Source organism: Pseudomonas sp. NyZ201 (assembly GCF_049860765.1).
In the GTDB taxonomy this organism is placed as follows: domain Bacteria; phylum Pseudomonadota; class Gammaproteobacteria; order Pseudomonadales; family Pseudomonadaceae; genus Aquipseudomonas; species Aquipseudomonas bharatica.
Genome location: NZ_CP187557.1, coordinates 4,288,949 through 4,312,298 on the forward strand (window position 1 = coordinate 4,288,949; position 23,350 = coordinate 4,312,298).

The 23,350-nt window shown below is 61.3% G+C and carries 21 protein-coding genes; 2 read left to right on the top strand and 19 right to left on the bottom strand.

Translation table 11 applies throughout. The features are described from left to right. Nucleotides 1–20 precede the first annotated feature (20 nt). The 4 genes from ACPFMA_RS18985 to ACPFMA_RS19000 all read right to left on the bottom strand — a co-directional run bounded on the left by ACPFMA_RS18985 (nucleotide 21) and on the right by ACPFMA_RS19000 (nucleotide 3,733). Nucleotides 21–746 carry a dienelactone hydrolase family protein gene (locus tag ACPFMA_RS18985; protein WP_009396622.1) on the bottom strand — a complete coding sequence of 242 codons (726 nt, stop codon included), beginning with the start codon at nucleotides 744–746 and terminating at the stop codon, nucleotides 21–23. Between the two features lie 57 nt (nucleotides 747–803). Continuing rightward, nucleotides 804–2,708: a molecular chaperone HtpG gene (gene htpG, locus ACPFMA_RS18990; protein WP_064301869.1), complete on the bottom strand. Its 1,905-nt coding sequence runs from the start codon at nucleotides 2,706–2,708 to the stop codon at nucleotides 804–806. 108 nt (nucleotides 2,709–2,816) lie between these two features. Further along, nucleotides 2,817–3,278, bottom strand: a complete 462-nt coding sequence (locus ACPFMA_RS18995) for a PaaI family thioesterase (protein ID WP_064301821.1) — start codon at nucleotides 3,276–3,278, stop codon at nucleotides 2,817–2,819. After that, nucleotides 3,275–3,733, bottom strand: a complete 459-nt coding sequence (locus ACPFMA_RS19000) for a PaaI family thioesterase (protein ID WP_425930610.1) — start codon at nucleotides 3,731–3,733, stop codon at nucleotides 3,275–3,277. Before ACPFMA_RS19000 ends, ACPFMA_RS18995 begins: the two co-directional genes overlap by 4 nt. A 175-nt stretch (nucleotides 3,734–3,908) precedes the next feature. Between ACPFMA_RS19000 and ACPFMA_RS19005 the strand changes: the two genes are divergently transcribed. Next, a complete protein-coding gene (locus tag ACPFMA_RS19005; protein WP_037059233.1) occupies nucleotides 3,909–4,193 on the top strand; it encodes a hypothetical protein in 285 nt (94 codons plus the stop codon). Nucleotides 4,194–4,252: 59 nt separating this feature from the next. On the opposite strand, the gene ACPFMA_RS19010 is transcribed toward ACPFMA_RS19005, so the two are convergent. The 11 genes from ACPFMA_RS19010 to sdhC form a co-directional block, all read right to left on the bottom strand. Further along, complete coding sequence (locus tag ACPFMA_RS19010; RefSeq protein WP_064301823.1) at nucleotides 4,253–4,993, bottom strand: DUF599 domain-containing protein; 741 nt, start codon at nucleotides 4,991–4,993, stop codon at nucleotides 4,253–4,255. A gap of 262 nt (nucleotides 4,994–5,255) precedes the next feature. Further along, nucleotides 5,256–6,569: a branched-chain amino acid transport system II carrier protein gene (brnQ, locus tag ACPFMA_RS19015; protein WP_009396304.1), complete on the bottom strand. Its 1,314-nt coding sequence runs from the start codon at nucleotides 6,567–6,569 to the stop codon at nucleotides 5,256–5,258. A 394-nt stretch (nucleotides 6,570–6,963) separates the two neighbouring features. After that, the gene (gene sucD, locus ACPFMA_RS19020; RefSeq protein WP_004376004.1) at nucleotides 6,964–7,848 is read right to left on the bottom strand and encodes a succinate--CoA ligase subunit alpha; all 885 of its coding nucleotides are present in this window, start codon (nucleotides 7,846–7,848) and stop codon (nucleotides 6,964–6,966) included. Continuing rightward, entirely contained in the window at nucleotides 7,848–9,014 is a 1,167-nt protein-coding gene (sucC, locus tag ACPFMA_RS19025; RefSeq protein WP_009396303.1) for an ADP-forming succinate--CoA ligase subunit beta, read from the bottom strand. Before sucC ends, sucD begins: the two co-directional genes overlap by 1 nt. 175 nt (nucleotides 9,015–9,189) lie before the next feature. Further along, on the bottom strand, nucleotides 9,190–10,626 hold the full coding sequence (gene lpdA / locus ACPFMA_RS19030; protein ID WP_064301824.1) for a dihydrolipoyl dehydrogenase: 1,437 nt from the start codon (nucleotides 10,624–10,626) through the stop codon (nucleotides 9,190–9,192). Between the two features lie 96 nt (nucleotides 10,627–10,722). After that, complete coding sequence (gene odhB, locus ACPFMA_RS19035) at nucleotides 10,723–11,946, bottom strand: 2-oxoglutarate dehydrogenase complex dihydrolipoyllysine-residue succinyltransferase (RefSeq protein ID WP_425928471.1); 1,224 nt, start codon at nucleotides 11,944–11,946, stop codon at nucleotides 10,723–10,725. Between the two features lie 40 nt (nucleotides 11,947–11,986). Then, nucleotides 11,987–14,818 (bottom strand): 2-oxoglutarate dehydrogenase E1 component, encoded by a 2,832-nt coding sequence (locus ACPFMA_RS19040; RefSeq protein WP_009396300.1) that lies wholly within the window; start codon nucleotides 14,816–14,818, stop codon nucleotides 11,987–11,989. Between the two features lie 245 nt (nucleotides 14,819–15,063). Next, the gene (locus ACPFMA_RS19045) at nucleotides 15,064–15,768 is read right to left on the bottom strand and encodes a succinate dehydrogenase iron-sulfur subunit (protein WP_009396299.1); all 705 of its coding nucleotides are present in this window, start codon (nucleotides 15,766–15,768) and stop codon (nucleotides 15,064–15,066) included. Between the two features lie 11 nt (nucleotides 15,769–15,779). After that, the gene (gene sdhA, locus ACPFMA_RS19050) at nucleotides 15,780–17,552 is read right to left on the bottom strand and encodes a succinate dehydrogenase flavoprotein subunit (protein WP_009396298.1); all 1,773 of its coding nucleotides are present in this window, start codon (nucleotides 17,550–17,552) and stop codon (nucleotides 15,780–15,782) included. Nucleotides 17,553–17,555: 3 nt separating this feature from the next. Next, nucleotides 17,556–17,924, bottom strand: coding sequence for a succinate dehydrogenase, hydrophobic membrane anchor protein (gene sdhD, locus ACPFMA_RS19055; protein ID WP_009396297.1), 369 nt, complete (start codon nucleotides 17,922–17,924; stop codon nucleotides 17,556–17,558). Next, nucleotides 17,918–18,304, bottom strand: a complete 387-nt coding sequence (gene sdhC / locus ACPFMA_RS19060) for a succinate dehydrogenase, cytochrome b556 subunit (protein ID WP_170394861.1) — start codon at nucleotides 18,302–18,304, stop codon at nucleotides 17,918–17,920. The genes sdhD and sdhC overlap by 7 nt, the downstream gene beginning before the upstream one ends. Nucleotides 18,305–18,655: 351 nt before the next feature. Between sdhC and gltA the strand changes: the two genes are divergently transcribed. Beyond that, the gene (gene gltA, locus ACPFMA_RS19065) at nucleotides 18,656–19,945 is read left to right on the top strand and encodes a citrate synthase (protein WP_425928472.1); all 1,290 of its coding nucleotides are present in this window, start codon (nucleotides 18,656–18,658) and stop codon (nucleotides 19,943–19,945) included. Between the two features lie 190 nt (nucleotides 19,946–20,135). On the opposite strand, the gene ACPFMA_RS19070 is transcribed toward gltA, so the two are convergent. The 4 genes from ACPFMA_RS19070 to ACPFMA_RS19085 form a co-directional block, all read right to left on the bottom strand. Beyond that, complete coding sequence (locus tag ACPFMA_RS19070) at nucleotides 20,136–20,741, bottom strand: START domain-containing protein (protein WP_425928473.1); 606 nt, start codon at nucleotides 20,739–20,741, stop codon at nucleotides 20,136–20,138. Nucleotides 20,742–20,775: 34 nt separating this feature from the next. Continuing rightward, nucleotides 20,776–21,030, bottom strand: coding sequence for a YkgJ family cysteine cluster protein (locus tag ACPFMA_RS19075; protein ID WP_064301826.1), 255 nt, complete (start codon nucleotides 21,028–21,030; stop codon nucleotides 20,776–20,778). Between the two features lie 120 nt (nucleotides 21,031–21,150). Continuing rightward, complete coding sequence (locus ACPFMA_RS19080; RefSeq protein ID WP_420057065.1) at nucleotides 21,151–21,621, bottom strand: translation initiation factor 2; 471 nt, start codon at nucleotides 21,619–21,621, stop codon at nucleotides 21,151–21,153. 69 nt (nucleotides 21,622–21,690) lie between these two features. Next, the gene (locus ACPFMA_RS19085; protein ID WP_064301828.1) at nucleotides 21,691–23,136 is read right to left on the bottom strand and encodes a PLP-dependent aminotransferase family protein; all 1,446 of its coding nucleotides are present in this window, start codon (nucleotides 23,134–23,136) and stop codon (nucleotides 21,691–21,693) included. Between the last annotated feature and the right edge of the window lie 214 nt (nucleotides 23,137–23,350).

Genomic DNA, 23,350 nt, shown 5'->3' on the forward strand with positions numbered 1-23,350 from the left:
GCTTGCCAGCGATGAGGCCCTCAAGCCTTGAACACTTCTTCCAGCAGATTGTGCATCGCCGTGAACGCCCGCTTCGAGGTCCGTGCGTCATACATCATCTTGCCCGGCACATTCGCCCCCGGATCGGTGAACGAGTGCACCGCACCGCCGTAGCTGAGCAACTGCCAGTCCACACCGGCCGCGTCCATCTCGGCCTCGAAGGCTGGCAATTGCTCCTTGGGCACCAGCGGATCGGCCGCGCCATGCAGTACCAGCACCGCGCCCTTGATGTTCTTCGCATCCGCCGGGTCCGGGGTATCCAGGGTGCCATGGAAGGATATCGCCGCCTGCAACGGAGCACCGTCGCGAGCCAGTTCCAGGGCACAGCAGCCACCGAAGCAGAAACCGAACGCCGCCAGCTTGCCCGGGCTCAGCAGCGCCTTCGATTGCCCGAGCAACTGCGCCACGGCCGCCTGCATGCGCTTGCGCAGCTCGGCGCGGTCATTCTTCAGCGGCATCATCGCCGCACCCGCCTGCTCGGCATTCTGCGGCCGCACCGATTGCCCATAGAGGTCGGCGATCAGCACCACATAACCTTTCTCCGCTACCGCCCGGGCAATCCGCTCGGCACCTTCGCCGATGCCCATCCAGTTCGGCGCCATCACCAGCGCCGGCTGTGGCTGCGCGCCATGGGTGTAGACCAGGCGGCTTTCATAGGCTTCACCGCCGACGTGGTAGACCAGCGATTCGATCGTCACATTGCTCATCGATTTCTCCTTGCAAGAATGAAAAAAGCCCGCCGAAGCGGGCTTTCCTGCATCACATCAGACCGACAACTCGACCAGCAGCTTGTTCAGCCGGCGCACGTAGGCGGCCGGGTCCTTCAGGCTGTCGCCGGCGGCCAGCGCCGCCTGGTCGAAGAGGATATGCGAGAAGTCGGCGAAACGGTCTTCGCTCTGCTCGTTGTCCAGCTTCTCGATCAGCGGGTGGGTCGGGTTGAATTCGAAGATCGGCTTGGAATCCGGGACCTTCTGCCCACTGGCTTCGAGGATCTGGCGCATCTGCAGGCCAAGGTCCTGTTCGCCGATGGCGAGGATCGCCGGGGAATCGGTCAGGCGGTGCGACACGCGCACTTCGCTGACACTGTCACCTAGCGCGGCCTTGAGGCGCTCGACCAGGCCTTCCTTCTCCTTGGCGATCTCTTCCTGGGCCTTCTTGTCTTCTTCCGAATCCAGCTTGCCCAGATCGAGGTCGCCACGAGCGACATCTACGAAGCTCTTGCCATCGAACTCGTTGAGATAGCTCATCAGCCACTCGTCGATGCGGTCGGTCAGCAGCAGCACTTCGATGCCTTTCTTGCGGAAGACTTCCAGGTGAGGGCTGTTCTTGACCTGCGCATAGGACTCGCCGGTGAGGTAGTAGATCTTGTCCTGGCCTTCCTTGGCGCGAGCCAGGTAGTCGGCCAGGGAGACGCTCTGCTCGCCGCCTTCCTCGTGGGTGGAGGCGAAGCGCAGCAGGCCGGCGATCTTTTCCTTGTTGGCGAAGTCTTCCGCCGGCCCTTCCTTGAGGACCTGGCCGAAGTTCTTCCAGAACGCCTTGTACTGTTCGGGTTCGTTCTTCGCCAGCTTCTCCAGCATGTCCAGCACGCGCTTGGTCAGCGCCGACTTCATCGAGTCGATGATCGGATCCTTCTGCAGGATCTCGCGCGAGACGTTCAGCGACAGGTCGTTGGAATCGACCACGCCCTTGATGAAGCGCAGGTACAGCGGCAGGAACGACTCCGCCTGGTCCATGATGAACACGCGCTGCACGTACAGCTTCAGGCCGCGGGGCGCTTCACGCTGGTACAGGTCGAACGGCGCACGGGCCGGAACGTAGAGCAGCGAGTTGTATTCCAGCTTGCCTTCGACCTTGTTGTGGCTCCAGGCCAGCGGGTTTTCGAAATCGTGGCCGATGTGCTTGTAGAACTCCTGGTATTCCTCGTCCTTGATCTCGGTACGCGGACGGGTCCACAGGGCACTGGCGCGGTTGACGGTTTCCCATTCCTGGGCAGGCTTCTCCTCGCCTTCGGCGGCCGGTGCTTCTTTCGGCAGCTCGATCGGCAGGGCGATATGGTCGGAGTACTTCTTGACGATGTTGCGCAGGCGCCAGCCGTCGGCGAACTCTTCCTCGCCCTTTTTCAGGTGCAGGACGATGCGGGTACCGCGCTCGGCCTTGTCGAGGGTGGCAACTTCGAATTCACCCTCGCCTTTCGACGACCAGTGCACGCCTTCGGCGGCCGGCAGCCCGGCGCGGCGGCTGAACACGTCGACCTTGTCGGCGACGATGAATGCGGAGTAGAAGCCCACGCCGAACTGACCGATCAGGTGCGAGTCCTTCTTCTGGTCGCCGGTGAGGTTCTTCATGAAGTCGGCAGTGCCGGACTTGGCGATGGTACCGAGGTGGGCGATGACTTCATCGCGGCTCATGCCGATGCCATTGTCTTCGAGGGTGACGGTGTTGGCGTCCTTGTCGAAGCTGACACGGATCTTCAGGTCGGCGCCGCCTTCGAGCAGCTCGGGCTTGGCCAGCGCTTCGAAGCGCAGCTTGTCCACGGCATCGGAGGCGTTGGAGATCAGCTCGCGGAGGAAGATTTCCTTGTTCGAATACAGCGAATGGATCATGAGGTGCAGCAGTTGCTTCACCTCGGTCTGGAAGCCCAGGGTTTCTTTTTGAGTCTCCACACTCATGGTCTTCAAAACTCCGATCTGATGGCATTGATAGCGCTGGCGGGCGGCCTTGCGGACACGCATCCCGCCAGTCGCAACGGGATGAACAGCAGATGGGGCCATGGAGGACTATTTCAAGGGCGCGACCAGTTCTTTGATCTTGAAATGCGCCCGGGCCGTGGCAATGGGCTCGGCGGGGTCCGCCTGCCAGGCAGTGATCGCCACGTTGGTCACCCGGCGGCCCTGGCGCCACAACTGGCAACGGGCGAAGGTATCGCGCAAATGGCCGGCCCGCAGGTAGTCGATGGAGAAGTCGATGATCTTCGGAATGCTCGCACTTTCGCTGAAGACCAGCAGGTACAGCGCCGCCGACAGCTCCATGAAACCGGCGATCACGCCGCCATGGATCGCCGGAAGCAACGGGTTGCCGACGTTGTCCGGGTTGGCCGGCAGGCGGAACAGCAGGTCGTCGCCGTCACGGCTGCACTGGATGCCGATCAGCCCGGCATAGGGAATCAGCCCGAGCAGGGCCGAGTAATCGCCGCGGGCATGCGCCTCGCGCAGTTGCCGATGAACCTGGGCCGGGATCATTGCGCTTCTCCCTTGAGCGTGCGGGCGAAGTTGAGGCCACCCTTGATGTCCTTGCCCAGGCGCATGTAGGTACCGACCACCTGGGCGATGGGCTGCCCGGGGTCGGCCTGGTAGCAGGCGCCGCGAATGAAGATCACCTCGCGGCTGACCCGGTAGCAATGGGCATGGCCGAACAGGTCCTGGTGGGCGACTCCGGGGCCCATGTAGTCGACCCGCAGGTCGAGGGTCGGGCAAACCTCGAATTCCGGCAGGGCGCAGAGCGTGGCCATGCCCAGCGCCGTATCCATCAGGGTGGTGATCGCACCGCCATGAACCGCTCCAGTCTGCGGGTTGCCGACGATCGAGGGGGACCAGGGCATGCGCAGGGTGATGCCCTCCCCGTTCGCGCACTCAACCTGCATGTTCAATACCTGGCAATGACGTAACGCAGAAAGGAAACGTTCGGCCCGCCGCAGCAACGACGACTCGCTCTTATCCACAGCTATCTCCAAAAGTGTGCGGACCTGCACAGAGCAGACAAAAAGTCTATATGGATCCGTTACTTATATATGTGTATCGTGCGCGGAACTTAAATCCGAAGGGACAACTCAAAGGATTCAAGTAATGCTATTCCACAAGGAGAAACACCCCATGCGTAAACCTTTTGCTTATGCCGTCATGATCGCCGCCGCCCTGGGCCTCGCCGCTTGCGACAAAGCCAGCGAAAACAAAGCTCAGGATGCTCAACAACATGCCGAGCAAGCCCAGCAGAAGATGGACGAAGCTCAGGATAAAGTGAACGAGGCCGCTAAAGAAAACGCCGAAGCCGCCAAAGACTCCGCTGAAGCTGAACAAAAAGCCGCTGAAGAAGCTGCGAAGGAATCCGCTCCAGCTACTCCGGCGCCGACCGCTCCGGCAGAACCTGCCAAGCAGTAAGGCTTGCTGGAATAAAAAAACCCGACTTCGGTCGGGTTTTTTTATTGATCGGCAAACACTCAGAGCGAACTTTCGCTCTTCGCCATCTCCACGCTGGCTTCGGTCGGCGTATACACCATGACGTCCAATACATCCGAATGGAACTCACGGCGATACAACACCAGCACTACGCCCGCACTCATCGCCATGAATGCCCATGGGCTGATGAACCAGCTGAGCATGGCCATGCCGAAGTAATAGGAACGCAGGCCGAAGTTGAACTGGTTGGCCGCCATGGAAATCACCCTCGCCGCCCGCGCTGCAAAGGCCTTGCGCTCCTGCTCGCTGACCTGGCGCTCGCCGATCATCGGCGCCGACCCCACCAGCACCGCCGCGAAGTTGTATTGGCGCATGCACCAACTGAAGGTAAAGAAGGCGTAGACGAAGACGACCGCCAGGCACAGCAGCTTGATCTCCGACATGCTTTGCGAGGCCTGCTGCACCAGTGGCAGGTCGGCCAGCAATGACAAGGCGCGATCGGAAGCGCCGAGTACGGTAAGGATGCCGGCGAGAATGATCAGGGTGCTGGAGGCAAAGAACGACGCATTGCGTTCCAGGTTGCCGATTACGCTGGCATCGGCGATGCGGTTGTCGCGCAGCAGCATGCGGCGCATCCAGTCTTCGCGGTACAGGTGCATGACGCTGGCCAGGCAGGCGGTGTCGCGTCCCTTCCAGGTGGCATAGCGGGTATAGCCGCCCCAGCAGGTAATGAACCATAGGGCGGCAGCCAGGTTGGTCAGGTTGCTCAGAATGAAGCTCATGAAGGGTTCCGTTGGGCGGTGACGGCAGTTCGACGTCCACACACTCAAAAAGGACACTGCGCGGACCCTGTGGGAGCGGGTTCACCCGCGATTGCGACGGTGAATCCACTACCGTAATCGCGGGTGAACCCGCTCCCACAGGGTCCGTGTACGCTTTGAGAAGGCATGAAAAAGCCCCGCCTCCGGGGTAGGAGGCGGGGCTTCGGGTATCACCGTCGGCAGGCGCTGATGGCTTGTGGCCTCGCCTGCCCTGCGGCGCTACTTAGGCCGTCACTTCGCGCGGCTTGCCGAGCATGCGATCGCACACCACGGCAACCACCAGGGTCGCCACGCACGGCACCAGCCAGGCCAGGCCCTGCTCGCTCAGCGGCAGGTGTTCGGCCCAGGCCGGCAGCCAGTGCTCCAGGCCGGCGCCCTTCAGCGCGTCGATCACGCCGAACACCAGCGATACCGCCATGACCGGGGCCATGATGCGGGTCTGCGAGTGCCACATGCCTTTGCAGAAGCTCAGGCCGACCAGCACGATGCACGGCGGGTAGATGGCGGTCAGTACCGGGACCGAGAACATGATCAGCTTGGTCAGGCCAAGGTTGGAGACCAGCAGCGAGAAGCCGGCCAGCAGCACCACCAGCGCACGGTAGGACAGCGGCAGCAGGCGGCTGAAGTATTCGGCGCAGGCGCAGGTCAGGCCAACCGCGGTAACCAGGCAGGCCAGGGCGATCAGCACCGCCAGGAAACCGCTGCCCAGCGAGCCGAAGGTGTGCTGCACATAGGCATGCAGCACCACCGCACCATTGGTCGCGGTCGCAGCGATATCGTGGCTGCCGGCACCGAGGCGGAACAGGCTGATATACACCAGGGTCAGGCCGACACCGGCGATCAGGCCGGCGATCACCGCATAGCGGGTGATCAGGCGCGGCGAATCGACGCCACGGGAGCGGATCGCATTGACGATGACGATGCCGAACACCAGCGCGCCCAGGGTATCCATGGTCAGGTAACCCTGGATGAAGCCTTGCGAGAACGGCGCCGCCACATAGGCTGGCTGCGCTTCACCAAGGGTGCCCGCTGGCAGGGCGAACGCGGCGATGCCGAGCACGGCCAGGGCGATGATCTTCAATGGCGCAAGGAAGCGGCCGACGGTGTCGAGCAGCTTGCCCGGGTACATGGACACCGCCAGCACCACCAGGAAGTACACCAGGCTGTAGATGAACAGCGCGGTCGGGCTTTCGCCGGTCAACGGCGCCACGCCCACCTCGAAGGACACGGTGGCGGTACGCGGGGTGGCGAACAGAGGGCCCACTGCCAGGTAGGCAGCCGCCGCCAGCAGGCCACCGGCGACCTTGCCGATCGGGCTGCTCAGTTCGTCCATGCCGCCGCCGACCTTGGCCAGGGCGATCACGGTGACCACCGGCAGGCCGACTGCGGTGACCAAAAAGCCCAGCGCCGCCATCCACACGTAAGGACCGGACTGCAAACCCACGATAGGCGGGAAAATGATATTGCCGGCCCCGACGAACAACGCGAACGTCATAAAGCCAAGCGCCAGGATGTCCTGGCCTTTCAAAACTTTCATTTAAGGAAATACCACACTGCGTAAATCGGAATTTAGAGAGGGATTTCCCCTTGGGTTAGGGAAATGTTTTTTCCACCCTGATTGAGGCGGACTTTTATAGCGTGGCGCTTCCTTTTGGGCGGCGGACACGAAATGAACGCGCATGGTACTCAAATTGACGCTCTGGCGCACGGCCTCGGGGCGGATTGTCCGATGAGTGAACCAGAATGTCGCAAACGGTTGCGTCAAATCAAGCGACGCGTACCCTGTGGGAGCGGGTTTACCCGCGATGGCATCGGTGGGATCACTACCGCAATCGCGGGTGAACCCGCTCCCACAGGGTACGCGTCCAATTCACGCAAACGAAAAAGGCCACCCGAAGGTGGCCTTTTTCTGCCTGGTCAGCGAAGAAGTCTTACTTCTTCACTTCCCAACCGGTCAGCTCGGCCAGGGCCTTGCCGATGTCGGCCAGCGAACGCACGGTTTTGACACCTGCGTCCTGCAGAGCAGCGAATTTCTCGTCCGCAGTGCCCTTGCCGCCAGAGATGATGGCGCCAGCATGGCCCATGCGCTTGCCCGCTGGGGCAGTCACACCGGCAATGTAGGAAACCACTGGCTTGGTCACGTTGGCCTTGATGTAGGCAGCCGCTTCTTCTTCAGCCGAACCACCGATCTCGCCGATCATGACGATGGCTTCGGTTTTCGGGTCTTCCTGGAACAGCTTCAGGATGTCGATGAAGTTGGAGCCCGGGATCGGGTCGCCACCGATACCGACGCAGGTGGACTGACCGAAACCGGCATCAGTGGTCTGCTTGACGGCTTCATAGGTCAGGGTGCCGGAACGGGAAACGATACCGACCTTGCCTGGCAGGTGGATGTGACCTGGCATGATGCCGATCTTGCACTCGCCCGGAGTGATGACGCCCGGGCAGTTAGGGCCGATCAGGGTAACGCCCAGCTCGTCGCACTTGACCTTGGCGTCCAGCATGTCGAGGGTAGGAATACCCTCGGTGATGCAGACGATCAGCTTGATGCCGCCGAAGGCCGCTTCCAGGATCGAGTCCTTGCAGAAAGGAGCCGGAACGTAGATGACCGAAGCGTCAGCGCCGGTAGCTTCCACGGCTTCCTTCACGGTGTTGAACACCGGCAGGCCCAGGTGGGTGGTGCCACCCTTGCCTGGGGTTACGCCGCCGACCATCTTGGTGCCGTAGGCGATGGCCTGTTCGGAGTGGAAAGTACCTTGCGAGCCGGTGAAGCCCTGGCAGATGACTTTGGTGTCTTTATTGATCAGGACGCTCATTACTTGCCCTCCGCAGCTTTGACAACTTGTTGAGCAGCGTCGGTCAGGCTGGTGGCCGCAATGATGTTCAAACCGCTTTCTGCCAGTACTTTAGCGCCCAGTTCGGCGTTGTTGCCTTCGAGGCGAACGACGACCGGTACTTTAACGCCGACTTCCTTCACCGCGCCGATGATGCCTTCGGCAATCATGTCGCAGCGAACGATGCCGCCGAAGATGTTGACCAGGACGGCCGCGACATTGCTGTCGGACAGAATGATCTTGAAGGCTTCGGTAACGCGCTCTTTGGTAGCACCACCACCTACGTCGAGGAAGTTGGCTGGCTTGCCGCCGTGCAGGTTGACGATGTCCATGGTACCCATGGCCAGGCCGGCACCGTTGACCATGCAGCCGATGTTACCTTCGAGGGCAACGTAGTTCAGTTCGAACTTGGCAGCGTGGGCCTCACGGGCGTCGTCCTGGGACGGGTCGTGGAAGGTCTTCAGCTTCGGCTGACGGTACATGGCGTTGGCATCGATGTTGATCTTGGCATCGAGGCAGTGCAGGTCGCCGTCGGCCTTGATGACCAGCGGGTTCACTTCCAGCAGGGCCAGGTCGTGGTCCTTGAACAGCTTGGCCAGGCCAACGAAGATCTTGGCGAACTGTTGCACCTGCTTGCCTTCCAGGCCCAGCTGGAATGCCAGCTCACGGCCCTGGAACGGCTGGGCACCGACCAGCGGGTCGATGGTTGCCTTGAGGATCTTCTCGGGAGTGTCGTGAGCGACTTTCTCGATGTCCACGCCACCTTCGGTGGAAGCCATGAACACGATACGGCGGCTCGAACGATCGACCACAGCGCCCAGGTACAGCTCTTTGGCGATGTCGGTGCAGGACTCGACCAGGATCTTGGAGACTGGTTGACCGTTGGCATCAGTCTGGTAGGTCACCAGATTCTTGCCCAACCATTGTGCAGCGAACGCCTTGGCGTCTTCCTTGCTGCGAACCAGCTTGACGCCGCCCGCTTTGCCGCGACCACCGGCGTGGACCTGGGCTTTTACAACCCACTCGGTGCCGCCGATCTTGTCGCAGGCTTCTGCTGCTGCTTCAGGGGTATCGACTGCGAAACCCTTGGAAACTGGCAGGCCGTATTCAGCGAACAGCTGCTTACCCTGATACTCGTGAAGATTCATGCTTTTTACCGTCTTCGTTAGGTACTGCGCTTCGGCGCTGCGCCCGCGAGGGGTGCCGCGCCACCTGTGACCGCTTGCCCCCGGTATGCTCCGGGAGTTCGAGTCCGGCGGACTTTCCGCGGTGAGTCATGCACGCAAGACTCACGACGGGCCGTCCGCCGTGGTTTTCTTATGATTAACGCTTCTTACGGTTGGCTACGTGGATGGCACCGCCATTCACGGCCAGCGCGGCTTCATGCAGCGCTTCGGACAGGGTCGGATGGGAGAAGACCATCATGCCCAGGTCTTCGGCACTGGTGCCGAATTCCATTGCGATTGCACCCTGCTGCACCAGTTCGGCGGCGCTTGGGCCAATCACGTGTACACCCAGGACGCGGTCGGTCTTGGCATCGGCGATGACCTTGACGAAACCGCCGGTATCGTTGGCTGCCATCGCACGGCCGCTGGCCGCGAACGGGAAGGTGCCCACGTTAACCTCAACACCTTCTGCCTTCAAGGCTTGTTCGGTCTTGCCGACCCACGCGATTTCCGGGTGGGTGTAGATGACCGACGGGATCAGGTCATAGTTCATCTGGGCCTTGTGGCCCTTGATGCGCTCGACGACCATGATGCCCTCTTCCGAGGCCTTGTGCGCCAGCATCATGCCACGCACCACGTCACCGATGGCGTAAACGCCTGGCACGCTGGTAGCGCAGTGGTCGTCAACGAACACGAAGCCGCGCTCGTCGATGGTCACGCCGCTGTCGGCAGCCAGCAGGTCGGTGGTCACCGGACGACGGCCGACCGCGACGATCAGCTTGTCGAAGGTGATCTTCTGTTCGCCGTTGGCGTCGGTGTAGGTGACTTCGACTTCGTCGCCGTTGACCTTCGAACCGGTCACGCGAGCGCCCAGCTTGATGTCCAGGCCCTGCTTGGTCAGGGTTTTCAGCGCTTCCTTGGAAACCGCGGTGTCGGCGGCCATCAGGAAGGTGTCCAGGGCTTCCAGGACGGTGACTTCGGCACCCAGGCGAGCCCAGACCGAACCCAGCTCCAGGCCGATCACGCCGGCACCGATGACGCCCAGGCGCTTCGGAACCGATTGGAATTCCAGGGCGCCGGTGGAGTCGACGATGACGTTCTGGTCGACCGGAGCCGGCGGAATGTCGATCGGACGGGAACCGGAAGCCAGGATCACGTTCTCGGCTTCGATGATCTCGGTGCTGCCGTCAGGCTTGGTGACTTCGACCTTCTTGCCGGCCAGCAGCTTGCCGTGGCCCTGGATCGAAGTGACGCCGTTGGCCTTGAACAGGGTGGCAACGCCGCCAGTCAGGTTCTTGACGATACCGGCCTTGCGGCCAACCATCGCGGCGACGTCCATCTTGACTTCACCGGTGGAGATACCGTGGACGTTGAAGCTCTCCTTGGCTTCCTTGTACTTCCAGGAGCTGTCCAGCAGCGCCTTGGAGGGAATGCAGCCAACGTTCAGGCAGGTACCGCCCAGGGCCAGTTTGCCTTCGGCATCGGTGTATTTCTCGATGCACGCGGTCGTGAAGCCCAGTTGGGCGGCCTTGATGGCAGCCACGTAGCCGCCAGGACCTGCACCAATTACTACTACGTCGAACTTCTGGCTCATAAAAAGATTCCTTTATAGCTTCAAGCAGCAAGCCACAGGCTGCGCGGCGACCAGCTCCTGACCAGGAGCGCGACGCCTGCAGCCTGCGGCTGCGTATTAGATATCCAGCAGCAGGCGAGCCGGGTCTTCCAGCAGGTTCTTGATGGTTACCAGGAAGGTCACGGCTTCCTTACCGTCGATCAGGCGGTGATCGTAGGACAGCGCCAGGTACATCATCGGACGGATCACGACCTGGCCATTGATGGCCATCGGACGCTGGATGATGTTGTGCATGCCGAGGATCGCGGCCTGCGGCGGGTTGACGATCGGGGTCGACATCATCGAACCGAAGGTGCCGCCGTTGGTGATGGTGAAGGTGCCGCCGGTCATCTCTTCGATGGACAGCTTGCCGTCACGGGCCTTCTTGCCGAAGGTGGCGATGCCGTTCTCGATCTCGGCCAGGCTCATCAGCTCGGCGTTGCGCAGCACAGGAACCACCAGGCCACGGTCGCTGGAAACGGCGACGCCGATGTCCGAGTAGCCGTGGTAGACGATGTCGGAACCGTCGATCGAGGCGTTGACCGCAGGGAAGCGCTTCAGGGCTTCGGTAGCGGCCTTGACGAAGAACGACATGAAGCCCAGGCGCACGCCGTTGTGGGTTTTCTCGAACAGGTCCTTGTACTTCGAACGCAGGGCCATGACTTCGGTCATGTCGACTTCGTTGAAGGTGGTCAGCATGGCCATGTTCGACTGTGCTTCGACCAGGCGCTCGGCAACCTTGGCCCGCAGGCGGGTCATCGGTACGCGCTTCTCGGTGCGGTCGCCAGTGGCGGTGACCACCGGAGCGGCGGCAGCGGCGGCCGGCTTGGCAGCCGGGGCAGCGGCAGTCGCGGACTTCTTGGCGGCAACGGCGGCCACGACGTCTTCCTTGGTAACGCGACCACCCTTGCCGGTGCCGGCAACGGAAGCCAGGTCGATGCCGTTTTCTTCAGCCAGCTTGCGTGCGGCCGGGGCAGCGATCGGGTCGTCTTCGCCAGCGTCGGCGGCAGCAGCTGCCTGGGCAGGCGCGGCAGCCGGGGCAGCGGCAGGAGCGGCGGCGACGCCACCGGCCTCGATCGAACCCAGGACCTCGTCGGACAGGACGGTGTCGCCCTCGCCCTTGACGATCGCGCCCAGTACGCCATCAGCGGTGGCCAGGACTTCCAGAACGACCTTGTCGGTCTCGATGTCGACGATCAGCTCGTCACGCTTGACGGCTTCGCCCGGTTTCTTGTGCCAGGTGGCAACGGTGCCGTCGGCAACCGATTCCGGGAAGGTAGGGGCTTTGATCTCGATAGCCATTATCAGTGGTTCCTTAATTCGGTTTCAGGTGCGCGAGGCATTAAACGGTGAAGGCATCTTGCAGCAGTTTTTCCTGCTGCTCGGCGTGCATCGAAGCGTAACCACAGGCCGGGGCCGCAGACGCATCACGACCGGCGTACTCAAGGACCAGTGCCTTGTTGTGACGACCGAGGATACGGCGCATGTGGTGCTGGCTGCTGTACCAGGCGCCCTGGTTCATCGGTTCTTCCTGACACCACACCACGTCCTTCAGTTCGGTGTATGGCGCGAGGATTTCAACCAGATCGTCTTCAGGGAACGGATACAGTTGCTCGATACGCACGATGGCGATGTCTTCACGACCTTCGGCACGGCGTTTTTCCAGCAGATCGTAGTAGACCTTGCCGCTGCACAGGACCAGACGGGTGACTTTCTTCGGATCGAGGGTGTCGATCTCCGGGATCACGGTCTGGAACGAGCCTTCGGCCAGATCTTCCAGGGTCGAGATGGCCAGCTTGTGGCGCAGCAGCGACTTCGGCGTCAGTACGATCAGCGGTTTGCGCAGCGGACGGATCACCTGGCGGCGCAGCAGATGGTAGATCTGGGCCGGGGTGGTCGGTACGCAGACCTGGACATTGTGCTCGGCACACAGTTGCAGGTAACGCTCCAGGCGCGCCGAGGAGTGCTCGGGACCCTGGCCTTCGTAACCGTGTGGCAGCAGCATGGTCAGACCGCACAGGCGGCCCCACTTGTGCTCGCCGCTGGTGATGAACTGGTCGACCACCACTTGCGCGCCGTTGGCGAAGTCACCGAACTGGGCTTCCCAGATCACCAGCGCGTTCGGCGTGGTGGTCGAGTAGCCGTATTCGAAGGCCAGTACCGCTTCTTCCGACAGGAAGGAGTCGTACAGGTCGAACTTCGGCTGGCCGTTGAACAGGTTCTGCAGCGGCAGGTAGGTGCTGGCGTCCTTCTGGTTGTGCAGCACCGCGTGACGGTGCGAGAAGGTGCCGCGACCGACGTCTTGGCCGGTGATGCGAACCGGGTGGCCTTCGAACAGCAGGGTCGCGTAGGCCATGGTTTCGGCGTAGCCCCAGTTGATCGGCAAGCCACCGGCCTGCATCTTCTGGCGGTCTTCGTAGATCTTCGAAACCTGGCGCTGGACCAGGAAGCCTTCCGGCAGTTCCAGCAGCTTGGCGGACAGTTCCTGCAGGGTCTTCAGATCGAAGCGGGTGTCGTGACGCGCGGTCCAGGCATGGCCCAGGTACGGACGCCAGTCGACGAACAGCTCCTTGTTCGGCTCCTTGACCAGGCTTTTCACCACGTGCAGGCCGTTGTCCAGCGCATTGCGGTACTCGTCGACCTTGGCCTGGACGCGCTCGGCATCCAGACGACCCGCCTGCACCAGGCTGTCGGCGTAGAGTTCACGGGTAGTGCGCTGCTTGGCGATCTGCTGGTACATCAGCGGCTGGGTGCCGTTCGGCTCGTCGGCCTCGTTGTGGCCGCGGCGACGGTAGCAGACCAGGTCGATGACCACGTCACGCTTGAACTGCATGCGGTAGTCGACGGCCAGCTGGGTCACGAACAGCACCGCTTCCGGATCGTCGCCGTTCACGTGCAGGATCGGCGCCTGGATCATCTTGGCGACGTCGGTGCAGTACTCGGTGGAACGGGAGTCCAGCGGGTTGCTGATGGTGAAACCAACCTGGTTGTTGATCACGATGTGCACGGTACCGCCGGTCTTGAAACCGCGGGTCTGCGACATCTGGAAGGTTTCCATGACCACGCCCTGACCCGCGAACGCGGCGTCACCGTGGATGGAGATCGGCAGGACCTTGTCGCCAACGGTATCGTTGCGGCGGTCCTGGCGGGCGCGAACCGAACCTTCTACCACTGGCGAGACGATTTCCAGGTGGGAGGGGTTGAAGGCCATGGCCAGGTGCACTTCGCCACCGGCGGTCATCACGTTGGACGAGAAGCCCTGGTGGTACTTCACGTCACCGGAGCCCAGCTCGACCTTCTTCTTGCCTTCGAACTCGTCGAACAGCTCGCGCGGGTTCTTGCCGAAGGTGTTGACCAGCACGTTGAGACGGCCGCGGTGGGCCATGCCGATAACCACTTCCTTGGTGCCGTAGGAGCCGGAGCGCTGGATCATTTCGTCCAGCATCGGGATCAGGCTCTCGCCACCTTCCAGGCCGAAACGCTTGGTGCCCGGGTACTTGGTGCCCAGGTACTTCTCCAGGCCCTCGGCCGCGGTAACGCGCTCGAGCAGGTGGCTCTGGATGTCGGCGGAGAAGGACGGACGGCCACGCACGCTTTCCAGGCGCTGCTGGAACCAGCTGCGCTGCTCGGAATCGACGATGTGGGTGAACTCGGCGCCGATGGTGCGACAATATGTCTGCTGCAACGCCTCGAGGATTTCGCGTAGGCTCGCTTCCTCTTTGCCGATGAACAGGTCGCCGGCACGGAAGGTCGTATCAAGATCGGCATTGGTCAAGCCGTAATGATTGATCGACAGGTCTACTGGCGCAGGGCGCTGCCACAACCCCAGGGGGTCGAGCTTCGCAGCCTGGTGGCCGCGCATACGGTAGGCCTGGATCAGTCGCAGTACTTCAACCTGCTTCTTCTCATGCTCACTGCTCACGCTACCGGCGGACACCGGTTGGGCGCGGCGCTGGTTCTTTGCCAGCAGCACGAAATGGTCGCGGATCGTCGAGTGCGATACATCGGTAGCAGTGCTGCCTTCTGCGGGCAACTTCTGGAAGTAGGTGCGCCACTCTTCTGGCACGGCGTTAGGGTCGTGCAGGTAGAGCTCGTAGAGCTCTTCCACATATGCAGCGTTACCACCTGACAGGTGGGCGCTGTTCCACATGCGCTGCATCACGCTTTCTTGCATGCTTGGTCACCCTCGGTTAGGGGCCTCGATCGGCAGAACCACGTAAGCCTGGAGTCATCTCACCAAAACCAGGCCTGCAAGATCCCGCAGATTTACCGGGTACCAGCCCGGATGCCCCTGCTGGTCTCATATCTTCATAGGTAAAGCTCGGGCTTTTGACCCTCGCTCGGGTTGCACCTCGGTGCGGGCTGGGCGCCCGCACCTTGGCGTACTGCGGTTACAACATCTACATCACACTTGCAGAATCAGGTACCGCTTTGCAGCAGCATGTTGCGTACGTGACCGATCGCCTTGGTCGGGTTCAGACCCTTCGGGCAGACGTTCACGCAGTTCATGATCCCGCGGCAGCGGAATACGCTGAACGGGTCATCCAGGGACGCCAGGCGCTCCTGGGTCTTGGTGTCGCGGCTGTCGGCCAGGAAACGGTAGGCCTGCAGCAAGGCGGCCGGGCCGAGGAACTTGTCGGGGTTCCACCAGAACGACGGGCAGGAGGTCGAGCAGCAGGCGCACAGGATGCACTCGTACAGACCGTCCAGCTTGTCACGTTCTTCCGGCGACTGCAGACGCTCGATGGCCGGGGCCGGAGTATCGTTCTGCAGGAACGGCTTCACCTTCTCGTACTGCTTGTAGAAGATGCTCATGTCGACGACCAGGTCACGGATAACCGGCAGACCAGGCAGCGGACGCACCACCAACTTGTTACCTTTTACGACAGAGGACAGCGGCGTGATGCACGCCAGGCCGTTCTTGCCGTTGATGTTCATGCCGTCGGAACCGCAAACGCCTTCACGGCAGGAGCGACGGTAGGAGAAACCCTCGTCCTGTTCCTTGATCAGCGCCAGCACGTCCAGCACCATCAGGTCCTTGCCACCGGTATCGACCTGGAACACCTGGGTTTTAGGCGCCGAATCGGTATCCGGGTTGTAACGATAAACTTCAACTTGCAACATGGCGGCCACCCTTAGTAAGTCCGGACTTTTGGTTCGAACGCCGGTACGGTCTTCGGCGCGAAGTTGACTGCACGCTTGGCAACCCGCTTCTCACCCGGGAAGTACAGGGTGTGGCACAGCCAGTTTTCGTCATCACGGTCTTCGTAGTCTTCACGGGCGTGAGCGCCGCGGGACTCTTTACGGACTTCGGCCGCGATGGCGGTAGCTTCGGCGACTTCCAGCAGGTTCTGCAGCTCCAGCGCTTCGATACGCGCAGTGTTGAACGCCTGGGACTTGTCGTTGATCTTGACGTTGGCGATACGCTCGCGCAGGTCGGCCAGCTGGGCGATACCTTTCTGCATGTATTCGCCGGTACGGAACACACCGAAGTAGTTCTGCATGCAGCTCTGCAGCTCGCGCTTCAGGGTTGCCACGTCTTCACCGGTGGTACGCTCGTTGAGCTTGTTCAGACGGTTCAGGGCGACTTCGACGTCGGTGTCGCTGGCGTCGCGGTATTCGATACCGTCGGTCAGCGCCTTCTCCAGGTGCAGGCCGGCAGCACGGCCGAAGACCACCAGGTCGAGCAGCGAGTTGCCGCCCAGGCGGTTGGCACCGTGGACCGATACGCACGCCACTTCACCTACGGCGAACAGACCCGGGATGATCTGGTCCTGGCCGTTGGCGTCCTGGGTGATGGCCTGGCCATGGATGTTGGTGGCAACGCCGCCCATCATGTAGTGGCAGGTTGGAACGACCGGCACCGGCGCGACCACAGGGTCGACGTGGGCGAAGGTCTTGGACAGTTCGCAGATGCCTGGCAGGCGGCTGTGCAGGACTTCCTCGCCAAGGTGGTCGAGCTTCAGCATCACGTGGTCGCCGTTAGGGCCACAGCCGTTGCCGGCGATGATTTCCTTGACCATGGAACGGGCAACCACGTCGCGACCCGCGAGGTCTTTCGCGTTCGGAGCGTAACGCTCCATGAAACGCTCGCCGTGCTTGTTGATCAGGTAACCGCCTTCACCACGGCAGCCTTCGGTGACCAGTACACCTGCGCCGGCGATGCCGGTCGGGTGGAACTGCCACATCTCGATGTCCTGCACCGGAACGCCGGCACGCAGGGCCATGCCGACGCCGTCACCGGTGTTGATCAGGGCGTTGGTGGTCGAAGCGTAGATGCGACCGGCACCGCCGGTAGCCAGTACGGTGGCCTTCGAACGGATGTACTGGGTTTCGCCGGTTTCGATGCAGATCGCGATCACACCGACGAACGCGCCGTCCTGGTTCTTCACCAGGTCAACCGCGTAGTACTCGTTGAGGAAGGTGGTGCCTGCCTTCAGGTTGCCCTGGTACAGGGTGTGCAGCAGCGCGTGACCGGTACGGTCGGAAGCGGCGCAGGTACGGGCAGCCTGGCCACCCTTGCCGAAGTCCTTGGACTGGCCGCCGAACGGACGCTGGTAGATACGACCGGTTTCGGTACGGGAGAACGGCAGGCCCATGTGGTCCAGTTCGAAGACCGCGGCCGGACCTTCCTGACACATGTATTCGATAGCGTCCTGGTCACCGATGTAGTCGGAACCCTTGACGGTATCGTACATGTGCCAGCGCCAGTCATCGTTCGGGTCGGCCGAAGCGATGGCGCAGGTGATGCCGCCCTGTGCCGACACGGTGTGCGAACGGGTCGGGAAGACCTTGGTGATCACCGCGGTCTTGTGGCCGCCCTGTGCCAGCTGCAGCGCAGCGCGCATACCGGCACCGCCGCCGCCGACAATGATGGCGTCGAAAGAAATCGTTGGAATGATAGCCATGAATCAGATACCCCAGAGAATCTGCACACCCCAGACGAAGTACGCGAACATCGCGACACCACATACCGCCTGGAACAGGAAACGAATCGCAGTCGCCGACTTGCCGAACGCCATAGGGGTCAGGTAGTCGGTCGCAATGGTCCACATGCCGACCCAGGCGTGAGCGCCCAGGGCAACCAGTGCCAGCAGACTGAAGATACGCATCGCGTTATTGGAGAACAGAGCGTGCCACTGGGCATATTCGATGCCAGGGTGCGCTACCAGGTAGCCGATCAGGAAAATGAAATAAGCCGCGAGAACGACCGCAGAAACGCGCTGCGCCATCCAGTCATAGAGGCCCGAACGCGAGAGGTTCGTGACGTTGGTTACCATATCCAAACTCCTGCCAGCACGATCACCACCACGGAGATGACGATGACGATTTTCGAGCCCAGCTTACCGCCTTCCAGCGTCTCGCCGATGCCCATGTCCATGATCAGATGGCGCACACCGGCCACCAGGTGATACAGCAAGGCGGACAGCAGAGCCCAGAACACGAACTTGGCCAGCGGACTGGTCAGACACGCCTTCACCTCGCCAAAGCCTTCCTCGGAACCCAGGGATTTGCCCAATGCATAAAGCATGATGGCCAGGCCCAGGAACAGGATGACGCCGGAGATGCGGTGAAGAATGGACGTGTAAGCAGTGATCGGGAGTTTGATGGTCCTTAGGTCTAGGTTTACAGGTCGTTGGCTTTTCACGGCTTTTTTCACACTGAAGAGCCCCTAGCAAGCAGGGCAAAGTTGTTGGTAAGTGTACTGGTCAGGTACCCACCACCCAGGGAGCGGCGACCCCCAGTCAGACGGGCGCGGATGCCCCTGGCGGTCGGGTGCCGAGTATAGACAGTTAGGCTACTAATGACAACGTGAAGGGGTAGCCCAAATAGCGCATTGCCTTTATCGAACAAAAGGCGTAAACGGGCGACATTTTCGAGGAAAAACAGGGCCTAAACCCCATTACAACCGTGCTTTAGGCAAATTGACATTCGAATTTATCTCACTATAGTGGTGCGGGCCCTGCGTGGGGGGTCTGTCAGATGATTTCAAGCATTAATAGGAGGCCACATGGCTGACAAAAAAGCGCAGTTGGTCATCGAGGGCGCAGCCCCCGTCGAGCTGCCCATTTTAACCGGCACCGTTGGTCCAGATGTTATCGACGTCAGAGGGTTGGGGGCCACGGGTCACTTCACTTTCGACCCTGGTTTCATGGCGACCGCATCCTGCGAGTCGAAGATCACCTACATCGACGGCGACAAGGGCATCCTGCTGCATCGTGGCTACCCGATCGAACAGCTCGCCGAGCAATCCGACTACCTCGAAACCTGCTACCTGCTGCTCAACGGCGAACTGCCGAACGCCGAGCAGAAGGCCCAGTTCGTCAGCACCGTGAAGAACCACACCATGGTGCACGAGCAGTTGAAGTCCTTCTTCAACGGCTTCCGCCGCGACGCCCACCCGATGGCCGTAATGTGCGGCGTGGTCGGCGCCCTGTCGGCGTTCTACCACGACTCGCTGGACATCAATAACCCGCAGCACCGGGAAATCTCCGCCGTTCGCCTGGTCGCCAAGATGCCGACCCTGGCCGCGATGGTCTACAAGTACTCCATGGGCCAGCCCATGATGTACCCGCGCAACGACCTGTCGTATGCGGAAAACTTCCTGCACATGATGTTCAACACCCCGTGCGAGATCAAACCGATCAGCCCGGTGCTGGCCAAGGCAATGGACCGGATCTTCATCCTCCATGCCGACCACGAACAGAACGCCTCCACCTCCACCGTGCGCCTGGCCGGCTCCTCGGGCGCCAACCCGTTCGCCTGTATCGCCGCCGGTATCGCTGCACTGTGGGGCCCTGCCCACGGCGGTGCGAACGAGGCCGTGCTGACCATGCTGGACGAGATCGGCGATGTGTCCAACATCGACAAGTTCATCGCCAAGGCGAAGGACAAGAACGATCCGTTCAAGCTGATGGGCTTCGGTCACCGCGTCTACAAGAACCGTGACCCGCGCGCCACCGTGATGAAGCAGACCTGCGATGAAGTCCTGCGCGAGCTGGGCATCACCAACGATCCGCAACTGGAACTGGCGATGCGCCTGGAAGAGATCGCCCTGACCGATCCGTACTTCATCGAGCGCTCGCTGTACCCGAACGTCGACTTCTACTCGGGCATCATCCTCAAGGCGATCGGCATTCCGACCAGCATGTTCACCGTGATCTTCGCCCTGGCGCGGACCGTCGGCTGGATCTCGCACTGGAAGGAAATGCTCTCCAGCCCTTACAAGATCGGCCGCCCTCGCCAGCTGTACACCGGCTACGAGTCCCGCGACCTGGTCAAGCTGAAAGACCGCAAGTAAGCTTCGGCCGAACGCAAAAAGGCTGCCATCCGGCAGCCTTTTTTATTGCCCTGTGGGAGCGGGTTCACCCGCGATTGCTATGGGGAACTCACTACCGCAATCGCGGGTAAACCCGCTCCCACAGGGTCGCGGCACTTTCTAGCACCAGACAGTTGCCGGTCAGCGAAGAAAACCCAACAACTGTTACGCCTCACTTCGCCGCTTCGGCTTTCTCCTTCAACGCCTTCAAGGTGTTGAACGGCGCCTCGACGACGAATTTGTTCGACAACCAGGACGGCACGCTACCACCCGGATCGGTGTGCAGCTGGTAGGTCACTTCGGTGGCATCGCCCTTGGGCACCAGCTTCCAGAAACCGTTGGCCGCCGCTACCCGCACAAAGTCCTTGTCCTGCGGCCGGTAGGTCGGCGCCGCCTCGATCGTGCGCGTTAGGCTGCCATCGGCGCCCTGCTCGGTAGTGATATGCAGCACCGAGTCCCGGGGGGTCACTGGCCACGGTGTATTGAACTGCGCATAGGTCCAGCTCTGGTTGCCTTCATGCTTGAGCAGCTTCTGCATCTTGCACTCGTGGATCCAGGCACAGGACCCCGCCACATCCTCCTGCAGCCTGGCAATGGTCGCCACCGGCGCCTTGATCAGGGCGACACCGCGATAAGCCTTGTACTTGGAGCCCGCCACATCACTGAGGGAAACCTGGATGCCCTGCTCGTTCTTCACCTCTTGCCATTGCTCGGCAAAGGCTACGTTCGACAAGGCAGTCAAACCTACGATTACAGCTACATGCTTGAACGATCTCATCCGCTTGTTTTCCTTATTGTCGAAGATCCGGCTTTCAGGCCGCAGTCATTTGCTCCCACCAGCCGATGATCCTGATTGCCTCGTCGCGATCGCTGCCACACACCTCGATATCCGCCTTGAAACCGGAACAGACCGCCGGACGCTCCGGCTGTCCGAACAGATTGCACAGGTTGACCGCGGAGAGATGAATGCAGCGCACGCCAGCCGGCTTGCCATCAGGCATGCCGGGAATGAACGAGCTGATCGATGGCGCTATGCAGCACGCGCCGCAGCCTTCTCGGCATTTCATGAATCAGAACCTCGGGGACGCAAATGGTGCGGATGAAAGGATAGTAACGACTAAAACAGGCGTTTGAAATTCCCGACAGAATGAAATATCGCTGACCGGTCGGTTCTCGTTTTCAGAGCCTTACTGCTTGAATTCAAAGTCAATGGCGGCGCCTTCGATTTCCTGCTGGCGCATATCGTTGCGCAGCTGCAACTGCATTTCGTTGCTGAGAAGCCGCCCGTTGAGCTGGAACGGGCTGTCGGCCTGCGATTTCTCCCCGAACATCGCTGGCAGCAGTGGCTTGCGCACCTCCGCCTCGATCTCCTCCACCGGCTTCATGCCCTTCATCAGATCAGGCGGGAGGCTCAGGTCCAGCCTGGCCTTGGGCAAGGGCGCAGCAATGGCGTCGGCTTTCTTGCGTGCGGGAGTCTTGCTGACCTTCACCGGCTTTTTGGTCGCTGTAGCAGGCTTGGCCGGCGATGCTTTCCTGGCAGTGTCATCCGCGGTTTTCTGGACCTGCGGCCTGGCCTCGGAAGCTGCCATTACCGGGTCCACCGAAGACACCGCGAGCAACCCCGCCAACACCAGGCCGACACAACGCAAGAGAGTCATAGGCAACGACAGACTACCAGGGGAAAGTGCCTATGCTCCCCGTTCCAGACCTGCCTGACAAGGTGCAGATTACAGATAGCCAGCACTGGCCGTTTCCTGGCACAGCTGGCTGGCCAGCATGCCCAGGGTCATCAGCGCCCTCTCCGCCTCGCGATTCCAGGGGATCCCGCAGTTGAGGCGAATGCAGTGGTTGAACTGCTCGGTATTGCTGAAGATCAGCCCCGGCGCAATGCTGATGCCCTGCTGCAAGGCCCGCACGTGCAGTTCCTGGGTATTGACCCTGCCCGGCAAACTGACCCAAAGAATAAAGCCACCCGTTGGTCGGGTCATTTGCGTGCCTTCGGGGAAGTACTGCTGCACGGCCAACTGATAAGCGCTGAGATTTTTCCGATATTCCTGGCGGATGAAGCGCAGATGACGGTCGTAACCTCCATTTTCCAGGTAGGCGGCCACCCCCATCTGGGTCACGCTGCATGCCGAGTGGGTGCTGAAGGTCTGCAGCCGCTGGATTTCCTGCTGGTAGTTGCCGGCGATCATCCAGCCGATGCGCACCCCCGGCGACAGGGTCTTGGAGAAACTCGAACAGTAGATGACCCGCCCCAGGCGATCGAAGGCCTTGAGTGACTTGGTCTTGCCTTGCTCGAACATCAGCTCGCCGTAGATATCGTCCTCGATGATCTGGATATTGAAATCCGACGACAGGCGCAACAGTTGTTTCTGCCGCTCTTCCGGAATCGTCCCGCCCAGAGGGTTGCTCAGGCGCGCCGTCAGCACCAGCGCCTTTATCGACCATTGGTTTGCCGCCAGTTGCAGTGCCTCGAGGCTGATCCCGGTGGAGGGGTCGCTGGGAATCTCGATAACCTTCAGGCCCAGCAGATCCGCCAGTTGCAGCAACCCGTAGTAGGTTGGCGATTCAGCGGCGATCAGGTCACCCGGCCGGGTCAGCACCCGCAGCGACATCTGCAAGGCATCGACGCACCCATGGGTAACCACCACCTCGGACGGATCGACCACCACCCCGGCGTCGCGCATGCGAATGGCAATCTGCCGGCGCAGCGGCTCGAAGCCAGGGCTGAACATATAGCTGAACGCCCGCGGGCTCTGGAAACGGGTGACCTTGGCCAGTTGCTGGTGCAACGCCCTCACCGGCAGATAGTCCACATGAGGCACGGCCGCCCCGAGCGGGAATACGCCATCGCGGCGGGCTTCGGTCAATACCTGCTGGATGATGCTGGCCCGAGTGACCAGGCCAGGCCGCTCGACCCGCGCGATATCGGGGGTGGAAGCGGTCAGCGCAGGGGTCTGGTGGACGTAATAACCGGACTGCGGTCGGGCCCGGATCAGACCCTGGTCTTCGAGATTGGCATAGGCCTGGAGCACCGTGGCATGGCTCACATTCAGTTGCGAGCTCATCTTGCGCACGGACGGCACACGCTCGCCCGGCTGGTAAACACCGCGACGAATGTCTTCGGCGAGCTGCTGGGCGATACGCTGGTAAAGCAACAGGTTGGTCATGGATCCTTCTCTCGACACGCAGGCAGTCCGGTTGTTCTTGTGTGATCTGCTGCTGAGAATACCGTAACAGTTGGCAAGTGTACTGGGACAGATTGCAATTCAGCAGACAATACAGCTGTGTCGCGGGGAAGCAAAGCGGCGCTTGGGTATAAAGGAACCCGACAAACATAACCAATGGTCTTGCGCGGACAGTGTGGGAGCGGGTTCCGTGGTG